We start from the raw sequence: 17,159 nt of genomic DNA on the forward strand, positions 1-17,159 counted from the left end.
GCATAAGGCCACTGTCAAAGCCGCGCGCCATGGCGACACCGGCATCTTTTGCGGCCACGGGCCCGCTTCGTGGCACCATTACCGTCCCCGGCGACAAGTCGATTTCGCACCGCGCCTTGATGCTGTCGGCGCTGGCAGTCGGCGAGTCGGTGATCGACGGGCTGCTGGAAGGCGAGGACGTACTCGCGACGGCGGCGGCCATGCGGGCGATGGGCGCAACCATCGAAAAGCGCGGCGATAGCTGGCACGTCCGGGGCGTCGGCGTCGGCGGGCTGCTCCAGCCGCAGTCCGCGCTCGACATGGGCAATTCGGGGACATCGACCCGGTTGCTGATGGGCCTTGTCACCAGCCATCCGATTACCGCGACCTTCACCGGCGATGCTTCGCTCAGCGGCCGCCCGATGGGCCGCGTTATCGATCCGCTCTCGACCATGGGAGCCGACATAACTGCGAGTCCGGGAGGACGGCTGCCACTGATGGTGCGCGGGCTTTGCCCCGCCATTCCCATCGAATACCGCCTGCCGGTCGCCTCGGCACAGGTGAAGTCGGCGGTGCTCCTCGCGGGCCTCAACACGCCCGGCATCACCCGGATTATCGAACCTGTCGCGACCCGCGATCATAGCGAGCGGATGCTGGCCGGATTCGGGGCGGAATTGACGGTCGAAACCGACAGCGCGGGCGTGCGGACGATCTCGATACGCGGCGAGGCGGAACTGCGGCCCCAGAATATCATCGTTCCCGGCGACCCGTCGTCCGCCGCCTTTGCCACTGTTGCGGCGCTGCTCGTGCCGGGGTCGGCGGTGACCATTGCCAATGTCGGGATGAACCCAACGCGTGCGGGCTTGTATAACGTGCTGCGCGACATGGGGGCCGACATCGCCTTCGGCCAGCAACGCGTCGTCGGCGGCGAGCCGGTCGCCGACCTGATCGTCACGCATTCGGCGTTGAGCGGCATCGAACCCGACCCGGCGATCGCCGCGACCATGATCGACGAATACCCTGTCCTGTTCGTTGCCGCAGCACTCGCCAAGGGGCGCACGGTGATCCGCGGCATCGAGGAAATGCGCGTCAAGGAATCGGACCGGATTGCGGTCATGGCCAAGGCACTCACCGACTGCGGCGCGCGGGTCGAGGAACTCCCCGACGGCCTGATCGTCGACGGCACGGGCGGAGATTTTCTGGCGGGCGGCGCGACTGTCACGACGCACCTCGACCACCGCATTGCAATGAGCATGACCGTGGCAGGGCTGGTGAGCCGCGCGGCGGTGACCATCGACGATATGTCACCGGTTGCCACCAGCTATCCCGGTTTCGCGGCCAGCCTGCGCGAACTGGGTGTGTCGTGAGTCCGCTGATCGCCGACATTATCGGCCTGTGCGGCAGCGCAGTCTTCATCGGCGCGTTCGGCTATGCCAATATCTCTCCGTCGATGGACAAGGTGCTGTTCAACATCCTCAACCTGGTCGGCGCCATCCTGTTGCTCGTCTCGCTCTCCGTAAATTTCAATCTGGCGGCGGCCGTGCTCGAGGGAGCATGGGCGTGCATCGCGCTGGCGGGGCTGGTTACGGCGCTCAACGCGCGTAGAAGGCGGACATGATCATCGCCGTCGATGGACCCGCCGCATCGGGCAAAGGCACGATTGCCCGCGCGCTCGCCGGGCATTTCGACCTGCCGCATCTCGATACCGGCCTGCTCTACCGCGCGGTGGGGCTGTCGGTGCTACGCCATGGCGGCGATCCTGCGCATGAGATCGATGCCCTTCGCGCCTGCGGGTTCAGCGACGCAATGCTGCACGATCCCGATATCCGCTGCGAAGCCGCCTCCAAGGCCGCTTCGGTGGTGTCGGCGCATCCGGCGGTGCGAACCAAATTGCTCCAGCGACAGCTCGATTTCGCGTCTCAGCCCGGCGGGGCCGTGCTCGACGGGCGCGATATCGGGACCGTCATCGCACCGGCTGCGGACGCCAAATTATTCGTGACCGCGACGCCCGATATCCGCGCGAAGCGACGCTTCGCCCAGCTCGTCGGCGAAGGCAGCCATGTCGCCTATGACCATGTCCTGACCGACATCCTCGACCGCGACGCGCGCGATTCCGGGCGCGATGCGGCGCCCTTGCGACAGGCCGACGATGCGGTGTTGGTCGACACCAGTGCCATGGGCATCGCCGAGGCTGTTGCCGAAGCAATCCGGCTCGTCGAGACGCGCCGGACCTGATAGTTTCGCCCCATGGCGGGCCATCGCACGACATTCGTCCTCTTTACCGTTGCTGCCTTCGGCATCGGCGCGGCACCGCCGAAATCCCTGCCGCCCGCTCCCATGCCGCCACTCGTCCCTGCCGAACACGACGCCACCCTCGCCATCGCCGGCAAGGAGGTCGCCGCGCGCAAGGTCGACACGCGCATGACGGTCGCGGTGAAAGTGAACGACACTGGCCCCTACCGCTTCGTCGTCGACAGCGGCGCCGATACATCGGTGGTCGGGCAACGCATTGCGAAAGCACTCGCGCTTCCTGCCGGTCGCTCCGCGATCCTCAACGGCATCACGGCCACCAGCCGCGTCGAGCGCGTCCTCGTCGACAGGCTGACGATCGGCGACACGCATGTCCCCAATCTCGAGCTGCCCGTGCTCGCCGAACGCGATCTCGGCGGCGACGGCATGCTCGGCATCGATGCGCTCGCGGAGCAGCGGTTGATGCTCGATTTCGAAAAGCGCCTGATCAAGATCGAGGATGCCAGCCGCCCTGCCCCGCGCTATGACGGCGAAATCGTCGTCACGGCCCGCCTCCGCAAAGGACAGCTGATCCTGACTCAGGCGCGCGCCAACGGGAAACTTCTCAGTGCCGTCATCGACACGGGCTCCGAAATCACCATCGGCAATTCGGTGTTGCGCGACCAGTTGCTGCGGCGCGGCACCAAATTTACCGAGATCGAGGCGATCGGCGTCACCGGTGTCTCGATGAAGCTCAAGATCGCGCGGGTTCGCGAATTACGTCTCGGGCCGGTCGTGCTTGGGGATGTCCCGCTCGCCTTTGCCGATGTGCCGCCTTTTGCCGTCTTCGGTCTTTCGGATCAGCCCGCGATGCTGCTCGGCACCGACATGATGGACGCGTTTCGCCGCGTGTCGCTCGACTTTCGCGCGCGCAAGGTCCGCTTCCAATTGCGCCGCTGCCAGTCCGACGGGATCAGTATCGGCACTGACCGCTCGTCGAGCCTGTCGCGCATCTCGATGGACGACGGCAGCAGCGCGGCATGCCTCCGGTAAGCGCGCTTGTCTTTCGCCCCCTCCTTCGCTATGGGCGCGGCGTCCAGCGGGCGTCGGGAGCCTCGCGGAGGAAGGCGTGCGGAGCAATCTGCGCGCCGTTTTCGCTTTAGCGTTGTCCTTCGTGCCAAGTCCCCTGCCGCGTGCCGGACACCGTGCCAGACATGGGGTCTGCGCGGTCGTTCTGGTCAAAAGACCGGCGGAACCAACCGCCTGGCCGGAAAAATTCGATACAGGAATCTATCTTTTATGGCGACAGCCGCACTCCCGACCCGCGACGATTTCGCGGCCCTCCTTGAAGAAACCCTCGGTGCCGACGGCACGTTCGAAGGGAAAGTGGTCAAGGGCATCGTTACCGCCATCGAAAACGACCTCGCCGTCATCGACGTCGGTCTGAAGTCCGAAGGCCGCGTCCGGTTGAGCGAATTCGCCGCTCCCGGCCAGAAAGCAGATCTGAAAGTCGGCGACGAAGTCGAAGTGTTCGTCGACCGCGTCGAGAACATGCACGGCGAAGCGATGCTCAGCCGCGACCGCGCCCGCCGCGAAGCCGCATGGGACAAGCTCGAGCAGGAGTTCACCAAGTCGGCGCGCGTCGATGGCGTGATCTTCGGTCGCGTCAAGGGCGGCTTCACTGTCGACCTCGACGGTGCCGTGGCCTTCCTGCCCGGCTCGCAGGTCGATATCCGTCCGGTCCGCGACGTGCAGCCGCTGATGGACATTCCGCAGCCGTTCCAAATCCTGAAAATGGACCGCAAGCGCGGCAACATCGTCGTGTCGCGCCGTGCGATCCTCGAGGAAAGCCGTGCCGAAGCGCGCACCGGCCTTATCTCGACGCTCAGCGAAGGCCAGATCATCGACGGCGTCGTCAAGAACATCACCGATTACGGTGCGTTCGTGGACCTCGGCGGCATCGACGGCCTGCTCCATGTCACCGACATGAGCTACAAGCGCGTCAACCACCCGAGCGAAGTCATCAACATCGGTGACACGGTGAAGGTGCAGATCGTCCGCATCAACAAGGACACGCAGCGGATCTCGCTCGGCATGAAGCAGCTCGAGAGCGATCCGTGGGAAGGCGCAGAAGCGAAATACGCGATCGGCACCAAGCTGTCGGGTCGCGTCACCAACATCACCGAATATGGTGCGTTCGTCGAACTGGAACCGGGCATCGAAGGCCTGGTCCATGTCAGCGAAATGTCGTGGACCAAGAAGAACGTCCACCCCGGCAAGATCGTTTCGACCTCGCAGGAAGTCGAAGTCATCGTGCTCGAGGTCGACAGCGAAAAGCGTCGCGTGTCGCTCGGCCTCAAGCAGGCGATCAGCAATCCGTGGGAGCAGTTCGAAGCCGATCATCCCGTGGGCTCGACGGTCGAGGGCGAAGTCAAGAACTCGACCGAATTCGGCCTGTTCATCGGGCTCGACGGCGACGTCGACGGCATGGTCCACATGTCGGACATCGCCTGGGGCATTTCGGGCGAAGACGCGCTCAACCTGCACCGCAAGGGCGAGACGGTTCAGGCCATCGTGCTGGCCATCGAAGCCGACAAGGAGCGCATCTCGCTCGGCATGAAGCAGCTTGAAAAGGGCGCGCCGGCCATGGCGGGTTCGGCTGCGGCGACCAGCGGCGCGAGCGTTGCCAAGAACGCAATCGTGACGGTGACGGTCCTCGAAGTTCGCGACGGCGGCCTCGAAGTCCAGATCGGCGACGATGGCGCGACCGGTTTCATCAAGCGGAGCGACCTCGGTCGCGACCGTGACGAGCAGCGCGCCGAACGCTTCCAGACCGGACAGAAGTTCGACGCAATGGTCACCGGTTTCGACCGTTCGAAAAAGCCGACCTTCTCGATCAAGGCCATGCAGATGGCCGAAGAGAAGCAGGCGGTCGCGCAATATGGTTCGTCCGATTCGGGCGCATCGCTGGGCGACATCCTCGGCGAAGCGCTGAAGGCTCGCGAACCCAAGGCGTAACTGCCTGATTAGGTTCGGGAACGTAACAAATACTGTGAAGGGCGGCACCCGGCTTGCGCTTGGTGCCGCCTTCGCTAGATTGCCGCGCGCACTGCCCGTTGCGTGATGAGTTTGGGCATCTGCACGCGCCTGTCCCGGTGGTGGGGCGAGCAAGCGGGGAAATGCCTTGATCCGATCCGAACTCGTCACGCAACTCGCGACCGAAAATCCGGGCCTCACCGTCCGCGACGTCGAAGCCATCGTCGAATGTTTCTTCGACGACATCATCGCCCAGCTTGCCGATGGCGGTCGTGTCGAGCTGCGCGGCTTCGGCACTTTCTCGACCCGCGCGCGAGACGGCCGCACCGGTCGCAACCCGCGGACCGGCGATCCGGTCGACATCGCGTCGAAGCGCGTCCCCTATTTCAAGCCCGGCAAGGAAATGCGCGACCGTTTGAACGTGTGACGCTATGACGGCGCAACTTCGCGCGGACGTGGCGAAACCGGTAGACGCAGCGGACTTAAAATCCGCTTCCCCCAGGGAGTGTGGGTTCGAGTCCCACCGTCCGCACCAGCGTTAGACTGGCTCCAGCAAGGTGCTGCTCGAGCGCTAGGTGGTTAGCAGTCGTTGGTTCACCGCCGGCAGCATCGACATCACAGCGCGGTCTCGACCGACGTCGTTTTCGCCGGAACTTGTGTCATCAGCCGGTCGATGATCCGGCGTACCCGCACACCGCCCTCATCGATATTATAGGCGCGCAACTTGAGGGCGGGATTGGCATCGATCGAACGCTGCTGCGCTTCCAATATCTCGACATCTTCGAGGAAGACGCCGCCCTGCCCGTTCTTGAACCGTGCGGTGAAGCCCGGATCGTCGGTCTGGAAATTGCGCGCCATTCCCCAGAAATAATGGCTCGTGGTTTCGGTCTCGGGCGTCATCACGTCGATGACGAACCCGCGAACGCCCCGGTCGTGGTCGGCAAGCGTGGCACCGGCCCCCAGTGGCGCGACGCCGACGTCGATGATGACAGCGGACGGCGCAATAAACTCGCAGATTTGCCAGCGATCGACCTTGCCGGTCTGCTTGAGCGCCATGCTCCAGAACGGTGGGGCATCGACCCCTGCCATCCAGCGCGTCACAAAGACCTTGTCGCCCTCGACGCGGGTCTCGATGGGCGTTTCCATCAGTTCGGGCTGGCCGATCGACCCCGCGTGCACATAGGTTTCGTGGGTCAGATCCATCAGATTGTCGATGACCAGCCGGTAATCGCATTTGATCGGGTAATAGCCGCCGTCGAACGCCCAGCCGGGGGTGGAACAGGGCCACAGGTCGGGGATCAGCGCCGGGTCGGCCAGCGCGCGGTCGCCGACCCATATCCAGACGAAGCGGTGGCGTTCCTCCACAGCAAAGGTCTCGGTACAGACGCGCCGGTTTACCGGATCGGTCTTGATCGGCATTTCCTCGGCAACGCCATCGGCTCCGATTTTCAGCCCATGATAGCGACACCGGATGGAATCGCCCTCCTTGATCCCCATCGACAGCGGCAACAAGCGGTGCGGACACGCATCGCGCATGGCTACAACGCTCCGGTCCAGCTTTCGCCACGCCACCACCGGGACGCCGCAAATCGTGCGGGCGAGCGGTGCCGTATCGACCTCGCTATCCCAGCCCAGAACATACCAGGCATTTCGAATATGGGTCATGACTGCATTCCCGGTTTGTAGCGGATCCCGACTTCGCGGCGTTCGTGCGCGCTGGCAAGACCCGAATGCAACACGTCCGTGACGGCAACCGCTTCAGCTGCGGGTGCGGATGCGACGCGATGGGTGGTTGCGGCTGGCACCCTGGCCAGCGCATAAGAGCGCATGTCCGCGCGCCGCTTGCTCCTGCTCGCACTACCCGCTTTGCTGGCGTCGTGCAGCGATCCGCGCGACGACGGGGAAATCGACGTCAGCGTGATCGGATCCCGGCCGGCAATGGTCGACCCCGATCGCGCGCCCTTGTCATCCGGCGATACGATGCTCGCGGCTTCGACGGCGATGGGCCTTGTCGCGCTCGACGGCAACGGACAGGTCGAACCCGCGCTCGCCGAAAGCTGGATTGTTACCAGCGACGGCCTCAGCACGATTTTTCGCATACGCCAGGTCCAATGGCCCGATGGCACCGTCGTCACCGGCGACGATGTCGCACGCAGCCTGAACCGCGCCATCGCCGCCGACAGCCGCAACCCGATGAAACCATTGCTGACCGCCGTCGACAGCTTCGTCGGCATGACCGGGCGCGTCGTCGAAGTGCGGCTGAAAGTACCGCGGCCCAATTTGCTGCAACTGCTCGCCCAGCCCGAACTCGGCATCCGTCGCGACGGGCGCGGCACCGGGCCGTTCCGCATCGCCCGCCTGCGCGGCAACAGCGTGCGGCTGGTGCCGATCGTTCATGACGACGATGCCCCCGACCGGATGCCCGATGCCGTGCTGCTCCGTTACGAACGGGCGGCGCTCGCTATCGCCCGGTTTCAGGCGGAAAAGAGCGACCTCGTCACCGGCGGAACGCTGGCCGACTGGCCGACCGTGCGCGCCGCCCGGACACGCCCCGGCATCCTGCGCTTCGATGCCGGACAGGGGCTGTTCGGACTGGAAGTCGTCGGCAAATCCACATTCCTGTCGACAAGCAGCGTCCGCAACGCGCTGTCGATGGCGATCGACCGCAGCGCCCTGCCCCGCGCGCTCGACATCGACGGCTGGACGGTATCGAACACCGTGCTGCCCATCCAGTTCGATAGCGCCAAGCCGCCTGCACAGCCCGACTGGGCCGGCGATTCCATCGGCCAGCGCCGCGCCGCCGCGGCCGAACGCATCGCGGACTGGCGCAGCGGCGGGCGGACGCCGCCCATATTGAGGATCGCCCTGCCCGCCGGACCCGGAATGCGTATCCTGTTCGCGCATATTGCCGCCGACTGGCGCCGGATCGGGGTCCGCGCCGTTGCCGTATCGCCCGGTGCCAGCGACATCGATCTTCGCCTGATCGATGCGGTGGCCCCCAATGCCAGCGCGAACTGGTTCCTGACACGTTTGTCGTGCGCGGCGGGGCTGGTCTGCGATGCCAAGGGCGACGGATCGCTCAATGCCTCGCGCAGCGCCGCGACGCTCGCCGCCCGGTCGGCGCGTATTGCCGATGCCGACGCCGATCTGACGACGCGCGCGAGCTTCATTCCGCTCGGTGTGCCGATGCGCTGGTCGCTGGTCGATCCGGCGCTGAGCGGCTGGAAGGAGAATGCGCTCGGCATGCATCCGCTGAACGAGCTGCGCCCACCGCGCGAGCGGGCAAACTGAGCAACGCAGCACTGTAGAAAACTGTGGCTGCCGGGCAGAATGCTGGCATTCGCGCGCACCCTTCCCATATTCGTCCGGCAAGGAGACCGTCACCGATGGCCGACACGATCGATTTCAACGCGCTGACCGCCAAGGCGGGCTTGGCTGGCACACACCCTGCCGCTGTCCGTCGCCGCATCGAGGGGATGGAAAAGCTGCTGGAGGGACTGTTCGTCATTCCCGGCACCAGCACGCGGGTCGGCCTCGACGTCTTGCTCGACTTCATTCCCGTCGGCGGCAGCGTGATTGCGGCGGTGATGGGCAGCTGGCTGGCCTGGGAAGCGCGCAACCTCGGCATGCCCAAGCACGCCTATCTGCGGATCGCGGGCAATATCGGCGTCGATGCGCTGCTGGGTGCCATTCCGCTGGTGGGCGCGGTGCCCGACTTCTTCTTCCGGTCGAACACGCGCAATCTGAAAATCATCAAGAAGCACCTCGACAAGCACCACCCGGGGACGGCGGTCATCGACGGCTAACGTTCGTCGCGCCAGATTTTGAGCCGGGCCGTTGAGGCCGCGCCGCCGCCCTGTGCGCGGGTGCAGCGGGCGTAGACAAATTTCAGGTCGAGGCACAGCCAGACCTCGTCGAGCCAGCCGCCTTTGGTCGTGGTAATACGCACCATGTCCGGCGCAACACCCGGATTGCCCCGCGCCAGTGCCGCCGCCAGCGCCCCCACGGTCAGTTCGCGCTGCCGTGACAGCAAGTCCATATCGGGAAAGCGCAGCCGCCCGTACAGGCCGGTCGAGCGGCGGAAATAATCGTCGGCGCTGCCGTTCATGCAGCTGCCGTGCTTGGCCCATTCGTGCTGCTGCAACTGCGCCGAGGGCGTCGCGCACAGGGTCGCGCGGATCGTCGCCTCGGGCAGCAGTTCGACCGGGCGGCAATATTGCGGCCAGTCGCGCCCTGCCCCATCGGGCCACAGACCGTGGAGGACGAAACTGAACCGGCTGTCCGCGCCGCACTGAAAACTTCCGCCGCCCCGCTCGCGGCAATATTGCGGCGCCCAGCTGAGCGCGAGCGTGTAGCTTGCGGTCGGCAACACCCGACGGGGCGTACGGACGTCAGGCGTATCAGGGCGCGGACGCTCGATCCGGGTCGGCACCGTGCACGACAGCGCCTGCGCCGACAGGGGCGATGCCCATGCCAGCGACAGGATGCCAATCCTGATCAGGAGAAGGTGTCCGTCAGGTCGGTCCTGCCCGCGCCGCCGAACCACGGCTTGGCATCGGGACGGAACAGCATGACCACTGCTGCCGCATTCATGGCGAAGGTCACGAGCGAAAACGCCGCCTGAAGCGGCGTGATCAGTCCGCTCGACACGCCGGTAATCAGCGTCGGCACACCGATCAAGCCGATCACGAACAGCACGGTGACAATCCATTTCGCGACGACCGAGCCGCGGCGCGCGACAAAAAACCACAACAGCAGCGTGATCAGCAGGCCGACCCCCATCGTCGCGGGCACGAACCAGCTCGGCAGCATCGCGCTATTGGGTGTCGCGGCGATCCGTTCTTGCATCGCCGACCAGTTAACGACCGAATTCAGGATCCCCACCGCTGCCGCACCGAGATAGAGCCGTTCGAACCAGACGATCGATTGCGGACGTTCCATGATCTTGCTCCCCGTTGTTGCTATGCGCCCAGCCTAATCAGGCCAGCGCAAAATCCAAGCCGATATCGACGGCGGGCGCGCTCTGTGTGAGCCGTCCGACCGAGATATAGGTCACGCCGGTTTCCGCCTTGGCGCGGATGGTTTCGAGCGTCACCCCGCCCGACGCCTCGGTCGGTACACGCCCCGCAACAATGCCGACGGCCTCGCGCAGCACATCCGCGTCCATATTGTCGAGCAACAAATGCGTAGCCCCCGCCGCCAGCGCGGGTTCGATCTGGTCGATCCGATCGACCTCGACGATGATGCGGGTCACGCCCGCCGCCTTGGCCCGCCGCGTCGCCTCGCCCACCGACCCCGCAACGGCCACATGATTGTCCTTGATCATCGCCGCATCCCACAGCCCCATGCGGTGGTTCGTCGCGCCGCCCATCCGCGTCGCATATTTCTCCAGAGCGCGCAGCCCGGGAATCGTCTTGCGCGTGTCGAGCAGCGCACAGCCCGTCCCGGCAATCGCCTCGACATAGGCGCGCGTCAGCGTCGCGATGCCCGACAAATGCTGCACGGTATTCAGCGCCGACCGCTCCGCCGTCAGCAGCGCGCGGGCATTGCCCGACAGGCGCATCAGGTCGCTGCCCGCCGCGACGGCCTCGCCCTCCCCCGCCAGCACCTCGATTTCCACCGACGGATCGAGCGCGCGGAAGAAGGCCGCCGCGATCGGCAGTCCTGCGACGGCGATCGCATCGCGGCTGTCCATCACCCCCGAAAAGCGCGCATCGGCGGGAATGACGCTCTCCGACGTCACGTCGCGCGGCGGGTTGCCGAGGTCTTCGGCAAGCGTCGCCGCAACGAAGGCATCGAGATCGAATCGGTCGAGGGAAAATTCCATGCGCCGCGATTAGCAGTTCGACGCGCCCCGCCCATAGGGCTAGGGCAGCCCGCATGAACCGCCTGAATAACAAGATCGCGCTCGTCACCGGGGCCGCACGCGGCATCGGTGCCGCTATCGCCACCGCCTTTGCCCACGAAGGCGCGACGGTGTGGGTGACCGATATCGACACCGAGGCCGGACAGGTGCGGGCCGATGCGCTGGGGCCGATGCACCACTTCCACCCTCTCGACGTGGGTGACGAGGCGCAATGGGAATCCGCGCTGGCCGAAGTGCTCGCGGCGCACGGGCGGCTCGACGTGCTGGTCAACAATGCGGGGATCACCGGTTTCGGTCCCGACAGCGGCCCGCACGACCCCGAGAACGTCTCGCTTGAAGAATGGCGCGCGGTGCACCGCATCAATCTCGACGGCACCATGCTCGGCTGCAAACACGCGATCCGCGCGATGCGACCGGCGAAATCGGGTGCGATCATCAACATCTCGTCGCGGTCCGGGCTGGTCGGCATTCCGGGCGCGGCGGCCTATGCCTCGTCGAAGGCCGCCATCCGCAACCACAGCAAGACGGTCGCTTTGTGGTGCGCGCAGCAGGGGCTGAACATCCGCTGCAACTCGGTCCACCCCGCCGCGATCCTCACGCCCATCTGGGAAGTCATGATCGGCGACGGCCCCGACCGTGATGCGAAAATGGCCGCGCTGGTCAGGGACACGCCGCTGCAGCGTTTCGGCACGGTGGAGGAAGTCGCGGCGCTGTGCGTATTCCTCGCGTCGGACGAAGCGCCCTATATCACGGGGTCCGAACTCGACATCGACGGCGGACTGCTCGCCGGGTCCGCCGCGTCGCCGGGCTAGGCAAACGGCCGGTTGAGTTTGACGATCATGAAGTTGAGGCACGCCGCAAAACTTACCCACACCAGATAGGGCACGATCATCCAGCTCGCCGTCACCGAGTAATCGCGCAAGGCGATGCACAGCGCGAGGACCGATCCCCACAGGAACACGACCTCGATCAGCGCAATGTCGGGCCGCTTGAACTTGAAGAACAGCGGCGACCACAGGAAGTGCGCGACGAAATTGACCGCATAGAGAACGATAACGGACGTGCGCCCGGTCTCGTCGGTCGCGCCGTAATAGGCCTTTACGGCGGCCCATGCCGCCAGCCCGAGAATGAGTGTCCACGCGGGGCCGAACAGCCAGTCGGGCGGCTGCCAGCTCGGCTTTTTCAGATTGCGGTACCACGGCCCGATTTCGGTCACGAGGCCGCCCACGCCGCCCAGAATGACGGCCCAGGCGATGGCGGCGATGACGGGGGCTTCGAGCAAGGGATATCCTGACGTAGCGGGACGGGCTTTAAGCCTCAACGAGGCTGCCGTAGCATGGTTGCGGTGCAATTGCATTGCGGTGCGGTTGGCGCGACACAGTGTAGACAAAGACATTCGAGGGGGTGACGTCGTGTACATTCTGAAAGCCGCGCTGATCGTTGCCGCCGTCGCACACGGCACTGCCGCCGAGGCGCGGCGCGAAACCTACGATGCCGCTATCGTCCGTACCACCTACGGCATCCCGCACATTACCGCGCGCAGCTGGGGAAGTGCCGGATACGGCGTCGGCTATGCCTATGCGCAGGACAATCTGTGCATGATCGCCGAGGAGTTCGCGACGGTCGCGGGCGAACGCTCGCTGCATTTCGGGCCAAAGGGAACAGCAGTGCTGGGCTTCGGTCCGGTCGATAACCTGACGTCGGACATCTATTTCCGTGCCGTCGTCGACCTGTCGAAGTTGCATGCGGGGGTTGCGCGGATGGATCCGCGGTCGCGGGCATTGTTCACGGGCTATGTCGCCGGCTACAACCGCCTGCTGCGCGACCTCGGCCCCGCTGGCGTTCCTGCCGGGTGCCGGGGCAAGTCCTGGGTGCGGCCGATCGGCATCGACGACATGCTGCGCCTCAACGAGAAACAGATGATCCTCGCCGGGTCGCTGGCCTTTGCACCCTTCGTTGCCGGTGCCGCCCCGCCCAAGGCCAAGAGCGCGGCGCTGGTACCCGGCAGCGACCCGCTGCCCAAACAGGGCGAGACCGCGCGTTACGGCAGCAATGGCTGGGCCTTCGGCGGCGATGTCACGCGCGACGGTCGCGGCCTGCTCGTCGGCAATCCGCATTTCCCCTGGGAAGGGCCGAGCCGTTTCTGGCAGATGCACGTCACGATCCCCGGGCAATATGACGCGATGGGCGCGTCGATTGCGGGCGCGCCGATCGTGACACTCGGCTTCAACCGCGACATCGCCTGGACGCACACCGTCACCGCCGCGCAGCATTTCACGCTGTTCGAGCTGAAGCTCGATCCGCAAGACCCCATGGCCTATCTCGTCGACGGCAAGCGCGAGCGGATGCGCGCGACGACGGTGTCGGTTCCGATGCCCGACGGTGCCGCGCCGGTGCAGCGCACCTTGTACACGACGCGCTATGGTCCGGTCGTCGTCAGCCCGTTCATCGGCGCCGTCTGGAACGGCGAAAGGGCCTTTGCCCTGCGCGATGCCAATGCCGGCAACCAGCGGTCGCTCGCGACCTGGATCGACATCGGGCGCGCCCGCAACGTGGCCGACGTCCGCCGCACGGTCGAGGCGTCGCTGGCAATCCCCTGGGTCAACACCATCGTCGCCGACCGCAGCGGGAACGCGATGCTGGCCGATATGACCGGCGTCCCCGGGGTCTCCGCCGCCAAGATCGCGGCCTGTGCGACGCCGACGGGCGCCAAGCTGGCAGGACGGCTGGTCCTGCTCGACGGCAGCCGCGCCGCCTGCGACTGGACACGGACGCCGGGCACGGCCGTCCCGGGCCTGATGCCCGCGCGCGACCAGGCGGTCCTCGTGCGCCGCGATTATGTCGCCAACTCGAACGACAGCTATTGGCTGACCAACCCCAGGGCACCGATTGCCGCGCTGTCGCCGATCCTGGGGCCGCATGGCACCGAACGCTCGCTGCGGACGCGCTCGGGCCTGCTCGAAATCCAGCGGCAGTTCGACAGTTCGGGCGGCAAGATCGACGCGGCCACCGCGCGGTCGATGATTCTGGCCAGCAAAAGCCTTGCCGCCGAAATGACGGTCGATCCGCTCGTCGGGATGTGCCGCAGCGCCAGCGATCTCAACGAGGCGTGCGACATCCTGTCGCGCTGGGACCGGCGGTTCGATCTCGACAGCCGGGGGGCCTATTTGTTCGCGACCTTCTGGGAAACCGCACGCGCCATGCCCGGGCTCTGGGCCGTGCCCTTCGACGCCAATGACGCGGTCAATACGCCGCGCACGCTGGCGACGACGAGCGACAATGCGGCGAAGCTGCTGGCGGCGCTTCGCGACGCAGTTGCTAAGGTGCGCAAGGACGGCATCGCGCTCGACGCGCGCTGGGGCGACGTGCAGTTCGCGGTGCGCGGCGCTGACCATATCCCCATCCACGGCGCAAACGGGTCGCTGGGCGTGCTCAACATGCAGCGGTCGAAGGCGGTCCCTGGCGGCCTCGTGCCCGAACATGGTAGCAGTTATATCCAGGTCGTGAGCTTCGACGCGAACGGCCCGGTCGCCGATGCGATGCTCAGCTATTCGCAATCGACCGACCCGGCCTCGCCCCACTACGCCGACCAGACGCGGGCCTTCTCGGCGAAACAGTGGCACCGGTTGCCGTTCTCGGCGGCGGAGGTCGAGCGGGAAAAGGTGGGCGCGGTGGTGCGGATTTCTGAGTGACCCCTCAATCACCGTCATGCTGAACTTGTTTCAGCATCCACCCCTCATCGCTTGGCCTGTTCGGGTGGAGGGGTGGACCCTGAAACAAGTTTAGGGTGACGGCAGCGACGGTCGCAAGGCAATGCCGGGACATGATTTCAGCCGGACACGAAGCTCGTCATAGAGCCTGCGTCGCTCGCTTCTTGACCAAAACAGCCACCAACCAAGCTGCACAGAAACGGCCTTGATCAGATGCGAAACGCTGTTCGACGATATGCCTTCATGCGACAATATTTGCCGCTCGAGAGTGATATCGACGATACGATCTGGAGTAGTGTTGGCCTGTTCGAAACGAAGATGTTTTCGATCCAAACAGAGCGCCGGTCGCTCAGCGAGAGCTCCCTCATTCAGCGCCTTGGAAACTGTTAGCCCGCACCACAGCAGGTAAAAACCGACAATCAGGACGCCACCGACAAGGGTTCGAACCAAAAGTTTTGCCGTGTAACGACTCACCGCGCCCCCAAATCCCCCTGCCCGACGGTGCTCCCCGCCATCTCCAGCATCCGGTCGAGACTCCGCTTCGCGCGCAGCCGCAGCCCTTCCTCGATCTCGATGCGCGGCTGCAAATCGCGCAGCGCGACGTAGAGCTTCTCCATCGTATTCAGCGCCATATACGGGCAGATGTTGCAGTTGCAGTTCCCGTCCGCGCCCGGCGCGCCGATGAAGTGCTTTTCGGGCAGCGCCTTTTCCATCTGGTGCATGATATGCGGTTCGGTCGCGACGATCAGCGTGTCGCCGGGGAAGTCCTTCGCGAACGCCAAAATCCCGCTGGTCGATCCGACATAGTCCGCATGGTCGAGGATGTGCGCGGGGCATTCGGGGTGCGCGGCGACCGGCGCGCCGGGGTGCTGCGCCTTCAGCTTCACCAGCTCGGTTTCGCTGAACGCCTCGTGCACGATGCACACGCCCGGCCACAACAGCATGTCGCGCCCCGTCTTGCGCGCGAGATAGCCGCCGAGGTGCTTGTCGGGGCCGAAGATGATCTTCTGGTCGAGCGGGATCTGCGACAGGATTTTGTCCGCCGACGACGACGTCACGATGATGTCGCTGAGCGCTTTCACTTCGGTCGAACAGTTGATGTAGGTGAGTGCGATGTGATCGGGGTGCGCCGCGCGAAATGCCGCGAACTTTTCGGGCGGGCATGAATCTTCCAAGCTGCATCCTGCGTCCATATCGGGCAGCACGACGATCTTGTCGGGCGACAGGATTTTGGCCGTGTCGGCCATGAACTTGACGCCGCAAAACGCGATGACATCCGCGTCGGTCGCGGCTGCTTTCCGCGACAGGTCGAGGCTGTCGCCGACGAAATCGGCCAGATCCTGAATCTCGGGCTTTTGATAATAATGCGCGAGGATGACCGCGTTACGTTCCTTCCGCAGCCGGTCGATTTCCTCGCGGATGTTTACGCCCTGCAACTTGCCCGATTGAAAACTCATGTCCGCTCCGTACGCCCCGAAACGGGGCTGAACACGATGTAGCGACCGCCAGCCCGAATTACAGCCCGTCGGCGACGATAGCTACCGCCCGGTCCGCAAGGCCGTCAGGGGCGGCGGCGCAAAGGCGAGGCCCGGCACCTTTTCGCCGGGCGACCCCGCGACCGTCGCCGCGTAAATGCGGTCGCCGACCGGCGAATAGGCAATCGCGTCGGTCAACAGCAGCACGGCAGCCAGCGTCGCCAGTCCGACGCCCCAGGCCGGGTGCACCGACCCGCCCCGCCGGATGTCGCGGACGATCCCGGCCAACGGAAACACCGCGCCGGCCAGACAGGCGATCTCGAACGAATAGGGTGTCATGAACGGCATCGGCAGGAGCCGCCCGAACGCCGGCCCCATCAGCATGGTCGTCGCGCAAATCTGGAGCCGCGAATGCCAGTCAGTGCGCTTTCGCATGGCAACAGCCGCAACCGTCAATCCGACAAAGCCGACCAAGGTCATCGGATCGCCGATCAGGAACTGCTGCGGTGTGAAGAAGAACGGCACCGTGCCATTCCGCGCCATCGTTACGATCACATTGAGCGCCGCGATCACCATCAACACCATCCAGCCCATCGCGAGCCAGCCCAGCCGCCGGTGCAGCGCGATCGGCCCGCGCGTCGCCAGCCACGTCTGCGTCACGAAGATCGCGACCCAGCCCATGAAGACCACTGCGTGAAGGTGGACCCGCAGCGGCGATGCAAAGGTCGAACGTCCCATCGCCACCTGCGTGGAAAACCCCGCAACAACGGTCAGCGCCATCGCTACTGCCAACAGACCAAAGAAACGCCCGCTTCGCGCCGATGCGCCGAATGATGGTGCCAGTGTCGCCATGTTCATGCCCCC

General features: G+C 65.3%; 18 protein-coding genes and 1 tRNA gene. 11 read left to right on the forward strand and 8 right to left on the reverse strand.

What is annotated here, in order from left to right:
- Nucleotides 1-29: 29 nt before the first annotated feature.
- The 7 genes from aroA (at nt 30) to M0209_RS08530 (ending at nt 5,779) form a co-directional block, all read left to right on the forward strand.
- Nucleotides 30-1,346 (forward strand): 3-phosphoshikimate 1-carboxyvinyltransferase, encoded by a 1,317-nt coding sequence (aroA, locus tag M0209_RS08500; RefSeq protein ID WP_258887851.1) that lies wholly within the window; start codon nt 30-32, stop codon nt 1,344-1,346.
- The gene (locus M0209_RS08505; RefSeq protein ID WP_258887852.1) at nt 1,343-1,597 is read left to right on the forward strand and encodes a CBU_0592 family membrane protein; all 255 of its coding nucleotides are present in this window, start codon (nt 1,343-1,345) and stop codon (nt 1,595-1,597) included. Before aroA ends, M0209_RS08505 begins: the two co-directional genes overlap by 4 nt.
- Nucleotides 1,594-2,214 carry a (d)CMP kinase gene (cmk, locus tag M0209_RS08510; protein WP_258887853.1) on the forward strand — a complete coding sequence of 207 codons (621 nt, stop codon included), beginning with the start codon at nt 1,594-1,596 and terminating at the stop codon, nt 2,212-2,214. The genes M0209_RS08505 and cmk overlap by 4 nt, the downstream gene beginning before the upstream one ends.
- 12 nt (nt 2,215-2,226) lie before the next feature.
- Nucleotides 2,227-3,261, forward strand: a complete 1,035-nt coding sequence (locus M0209_RS08515) for a retroviral-like aspartic protease family protein (RefSeq protein ID WP_258887854.1) — start codon at nt 2,227-2,229, stop codon at nt 3,259-3,261.
- 246 nt (nt 3,262-3,507) lie between these two features.
- Nucleotides 3,508-5,226, forward strand: a complete 1,719-nt coding sequence (rpsA, locus tag M0209_RS08520; RefSeq protein WP_258887855.1) for a 30S ribosomal protein S1 — start codon at nt 3,508-3,510, stop codon at nt 5,224-5,226.
- A 166-nt stretch (nt 5,227-5,392) separates the two neighbouring features.
- Nucleotides 5,393-5,671 carry an integration host factor subunit beta gene (ihfB, locus tag M0209_RS08525; protein ID WP_258887856.1) on the forward strand — a complete coding sequence of 93 codons (279 nt, stop codon included), beginning with the start codon at nt 5,393-5,395 and terminating at the stop codon, nt 5,669-5,671.
- A gap of 22 nt (nt 5,672-5,693) precedes the next feature.
- A tRNA-Leu gene (locus M0209_RS08530) sits at nt 5,694-5,779 on the forward strand.
- Nucleotides 5,780-5,859: 80 nt separating this feature from the next.
- On the opposite strand, the gene M0209_RS08535 is transcribed toward M0209_RS08530, so the two are convergent.
- A complete protein-coding gene (locus M0209_RS08535; RefSeq protein WP_258887857.1) occupies nt 5,860-6,909 on the reverse strand; it encodes an aromatic ring-hydroxylating dioxygenase subunit alpha in 1,050 nt (349 codons plus the stop codon).
- A 162-nt stretch (nt 6,910-7,071) separates the two neighbouring features.
- On the opposite strand from M0209_RS08535, the gene M0209_RS08540 reads away from it, so the two are divergent.
- Both M0209_RS08540 and M0209_RS08545 read left to right on the forward strand, forming a co-directional pair.
- On the forward strand, nt 7,072-8,535 hold the full coding sequence (locus tag M0209_RS08540) for an ABC transporter substrate-binding protein (protein WP_258887858.1): 1,464 nt from the start codon (nt 7,072-7,074) through the stop codon (nt 8,533-8,535).
- Between the two features lie 95 nt (nt 8,536-8,630).
- On the forward strand, nt 8,631-9,050 hold the full coding sequence (locus tag M0209_RS08545) for a DUF4112 domain-containing protein (RefSeq protein WP_258887859.1): 420 nt from the start codon (nt 8,631-8,633) through the stop codon (nt 9,048-9,050).
- Here the strand turns inward: M0209_RS08545 and M0209_RS08550 are convergent.
- From M0209_RS08550 to nadC, 3 genes are read right to left on the reverse strand one after another with little or no spacing between them, the layout of a single operon-like run.
- Nucleotides 9,047-9,790 (reverse strand): ribonuclease T2 family protein, encoded by a 744-nt coding sequence (locus tag M0209_RS08550; RefSeq protein WP_408988193.1) that lies wholly within the window; start codon nt 9,788-9,790, stop codon nt 9,047-9,049. The two genes, M0209_RS08545 and M0209_RS08550, sit on opposite strands and share 4 nt — an antisense overlap.
- Nucleotides 9,742-10,185, reverse strand: a complete 444-nt coding sequence (locus tag M0209_RS08555) for a hypothetical protein (protein WP_258887860.1) — start codon at nt 10,183-10,185, stop codon at nt 9,742-9,744. Before M0209_RS08555 ends, M0209_RS08550 begins: the two co-directional genes overlap by 49 nt.
- Nucleotides 10,186-10,222: 37 nt before the next feature.
- Nucleotides 10,223-11,071 (reverse strand): carboxylating nicotinate-nucleotide diphosphorylase, encoded by an 849-nt coding sequence (gene nadC / locus M0209_RS08560; RefSeq protein ID WP_258887861.1) that lies wholly within the window; start codon nt 11,069-11,071, stop codon nt 10,223-10,225.
- 53 nt (nt 11,072-11,124) lie between these two features.
- On the opposite strand from nadC, the gene M0209_RS08565 reads away from it, so the two are divergent.
- Nucleotides 11,125-11,922: a glucose 1-dehydrogenase gene (locus M0209_RS08565; protein WP_258887862.1), complete on the forward strand. Its 798-nt coding sequence runs from the start codon at nt 11,125-11,127 to the stop codon at nt 11,920-11,922.
- On the opposite strand, the gene M0209_RS08570 is transcribed toward M0209_RS08565, so the two are convergent.
- A complete protein-coding gene (locus M0209_RS08570) occupies nt 11,919-12,392 on the reverse strand; it encodes a TspO/MBR family protein (protein ID WP_258887863.1) in 474 nt (157 codons plus the stop codon). The genes M0209_RS08565 and M0209_RS08570 overlap by 4 nt on opposite strands.
- 130 nt (nt 12,393-12,522) lie before the next feature.
- On the opposite strand from M0209_RS08570, the gene M0209_RS08575 reads away from it, so the two are divergent.
- Entirely contained in the window at nt 12,523-14,802 is a 2,280-nt protein-coding gene (locus tag M0209_RS08575; RefSeq protein ID WP_258887864.1) for a penicillin acylase family protein, read from the forward strand.
- Between the two features lie 90 nt (nt 14,803-14,892).
- Here the strand turns inward: M0209_RS08575 and M0209_RS08580 are convergent, their stop codons facing one another.
- The 3 genes from M0209_RS08580 to M0209_RS08590 all read right to left on the reverse strand — a co-directional run bounded on the left by M0209_RS08580 (nt 14,893) and on the right by M0209_RS08590 (nt 17,153).
- On the reverse strand, nt 14,893-15,294 hold the full coding sequence (locus tag M0209_RS08580; protein ID WP_258887865.1) for a hypothetical protein: 402 nt from the start codon (nt 15,292-15,294) through the stop codon (nt 14,893-14,895).
- On the reverse strand, nt 15,291-16,277 hold the full coding sequence (gene nadA, locus M0209_RS08585) for a quinolinate synthase NadA (protein ID WP_258887866.1): 987 nt from the start codon (nt 16,275-16,277) through the stop codon (nt 15,291-15,293). Before nadA ends, M0209_RS08580 begins: the two co-directional genes overlap by 4 nt.
- Before the next feature lie 81 nt (nt 16,278-16,358).
- Nucleotides 16,359-17,153, reverse strand: coding sequence for a hypothetical protein (locus M0209_RS08590; protein ID WP_258887867.1), 795 nt, complete (start codon nt 17,151-17,153; stop codon nt 16,359-16,361).
- Nucleotides 17,154-17,159: the final 6 nt, after the last annotated feature.

The sequence above is a fragment of the Sphingomonas sp. SUN039 genome, assembly GCF_024758725.1.
GTDB lineage: Bacteria > Pseudomonadota > Alphaproteobacteria > Sphingomonadales > Sphingomonadaceae > Sphingomonas_O.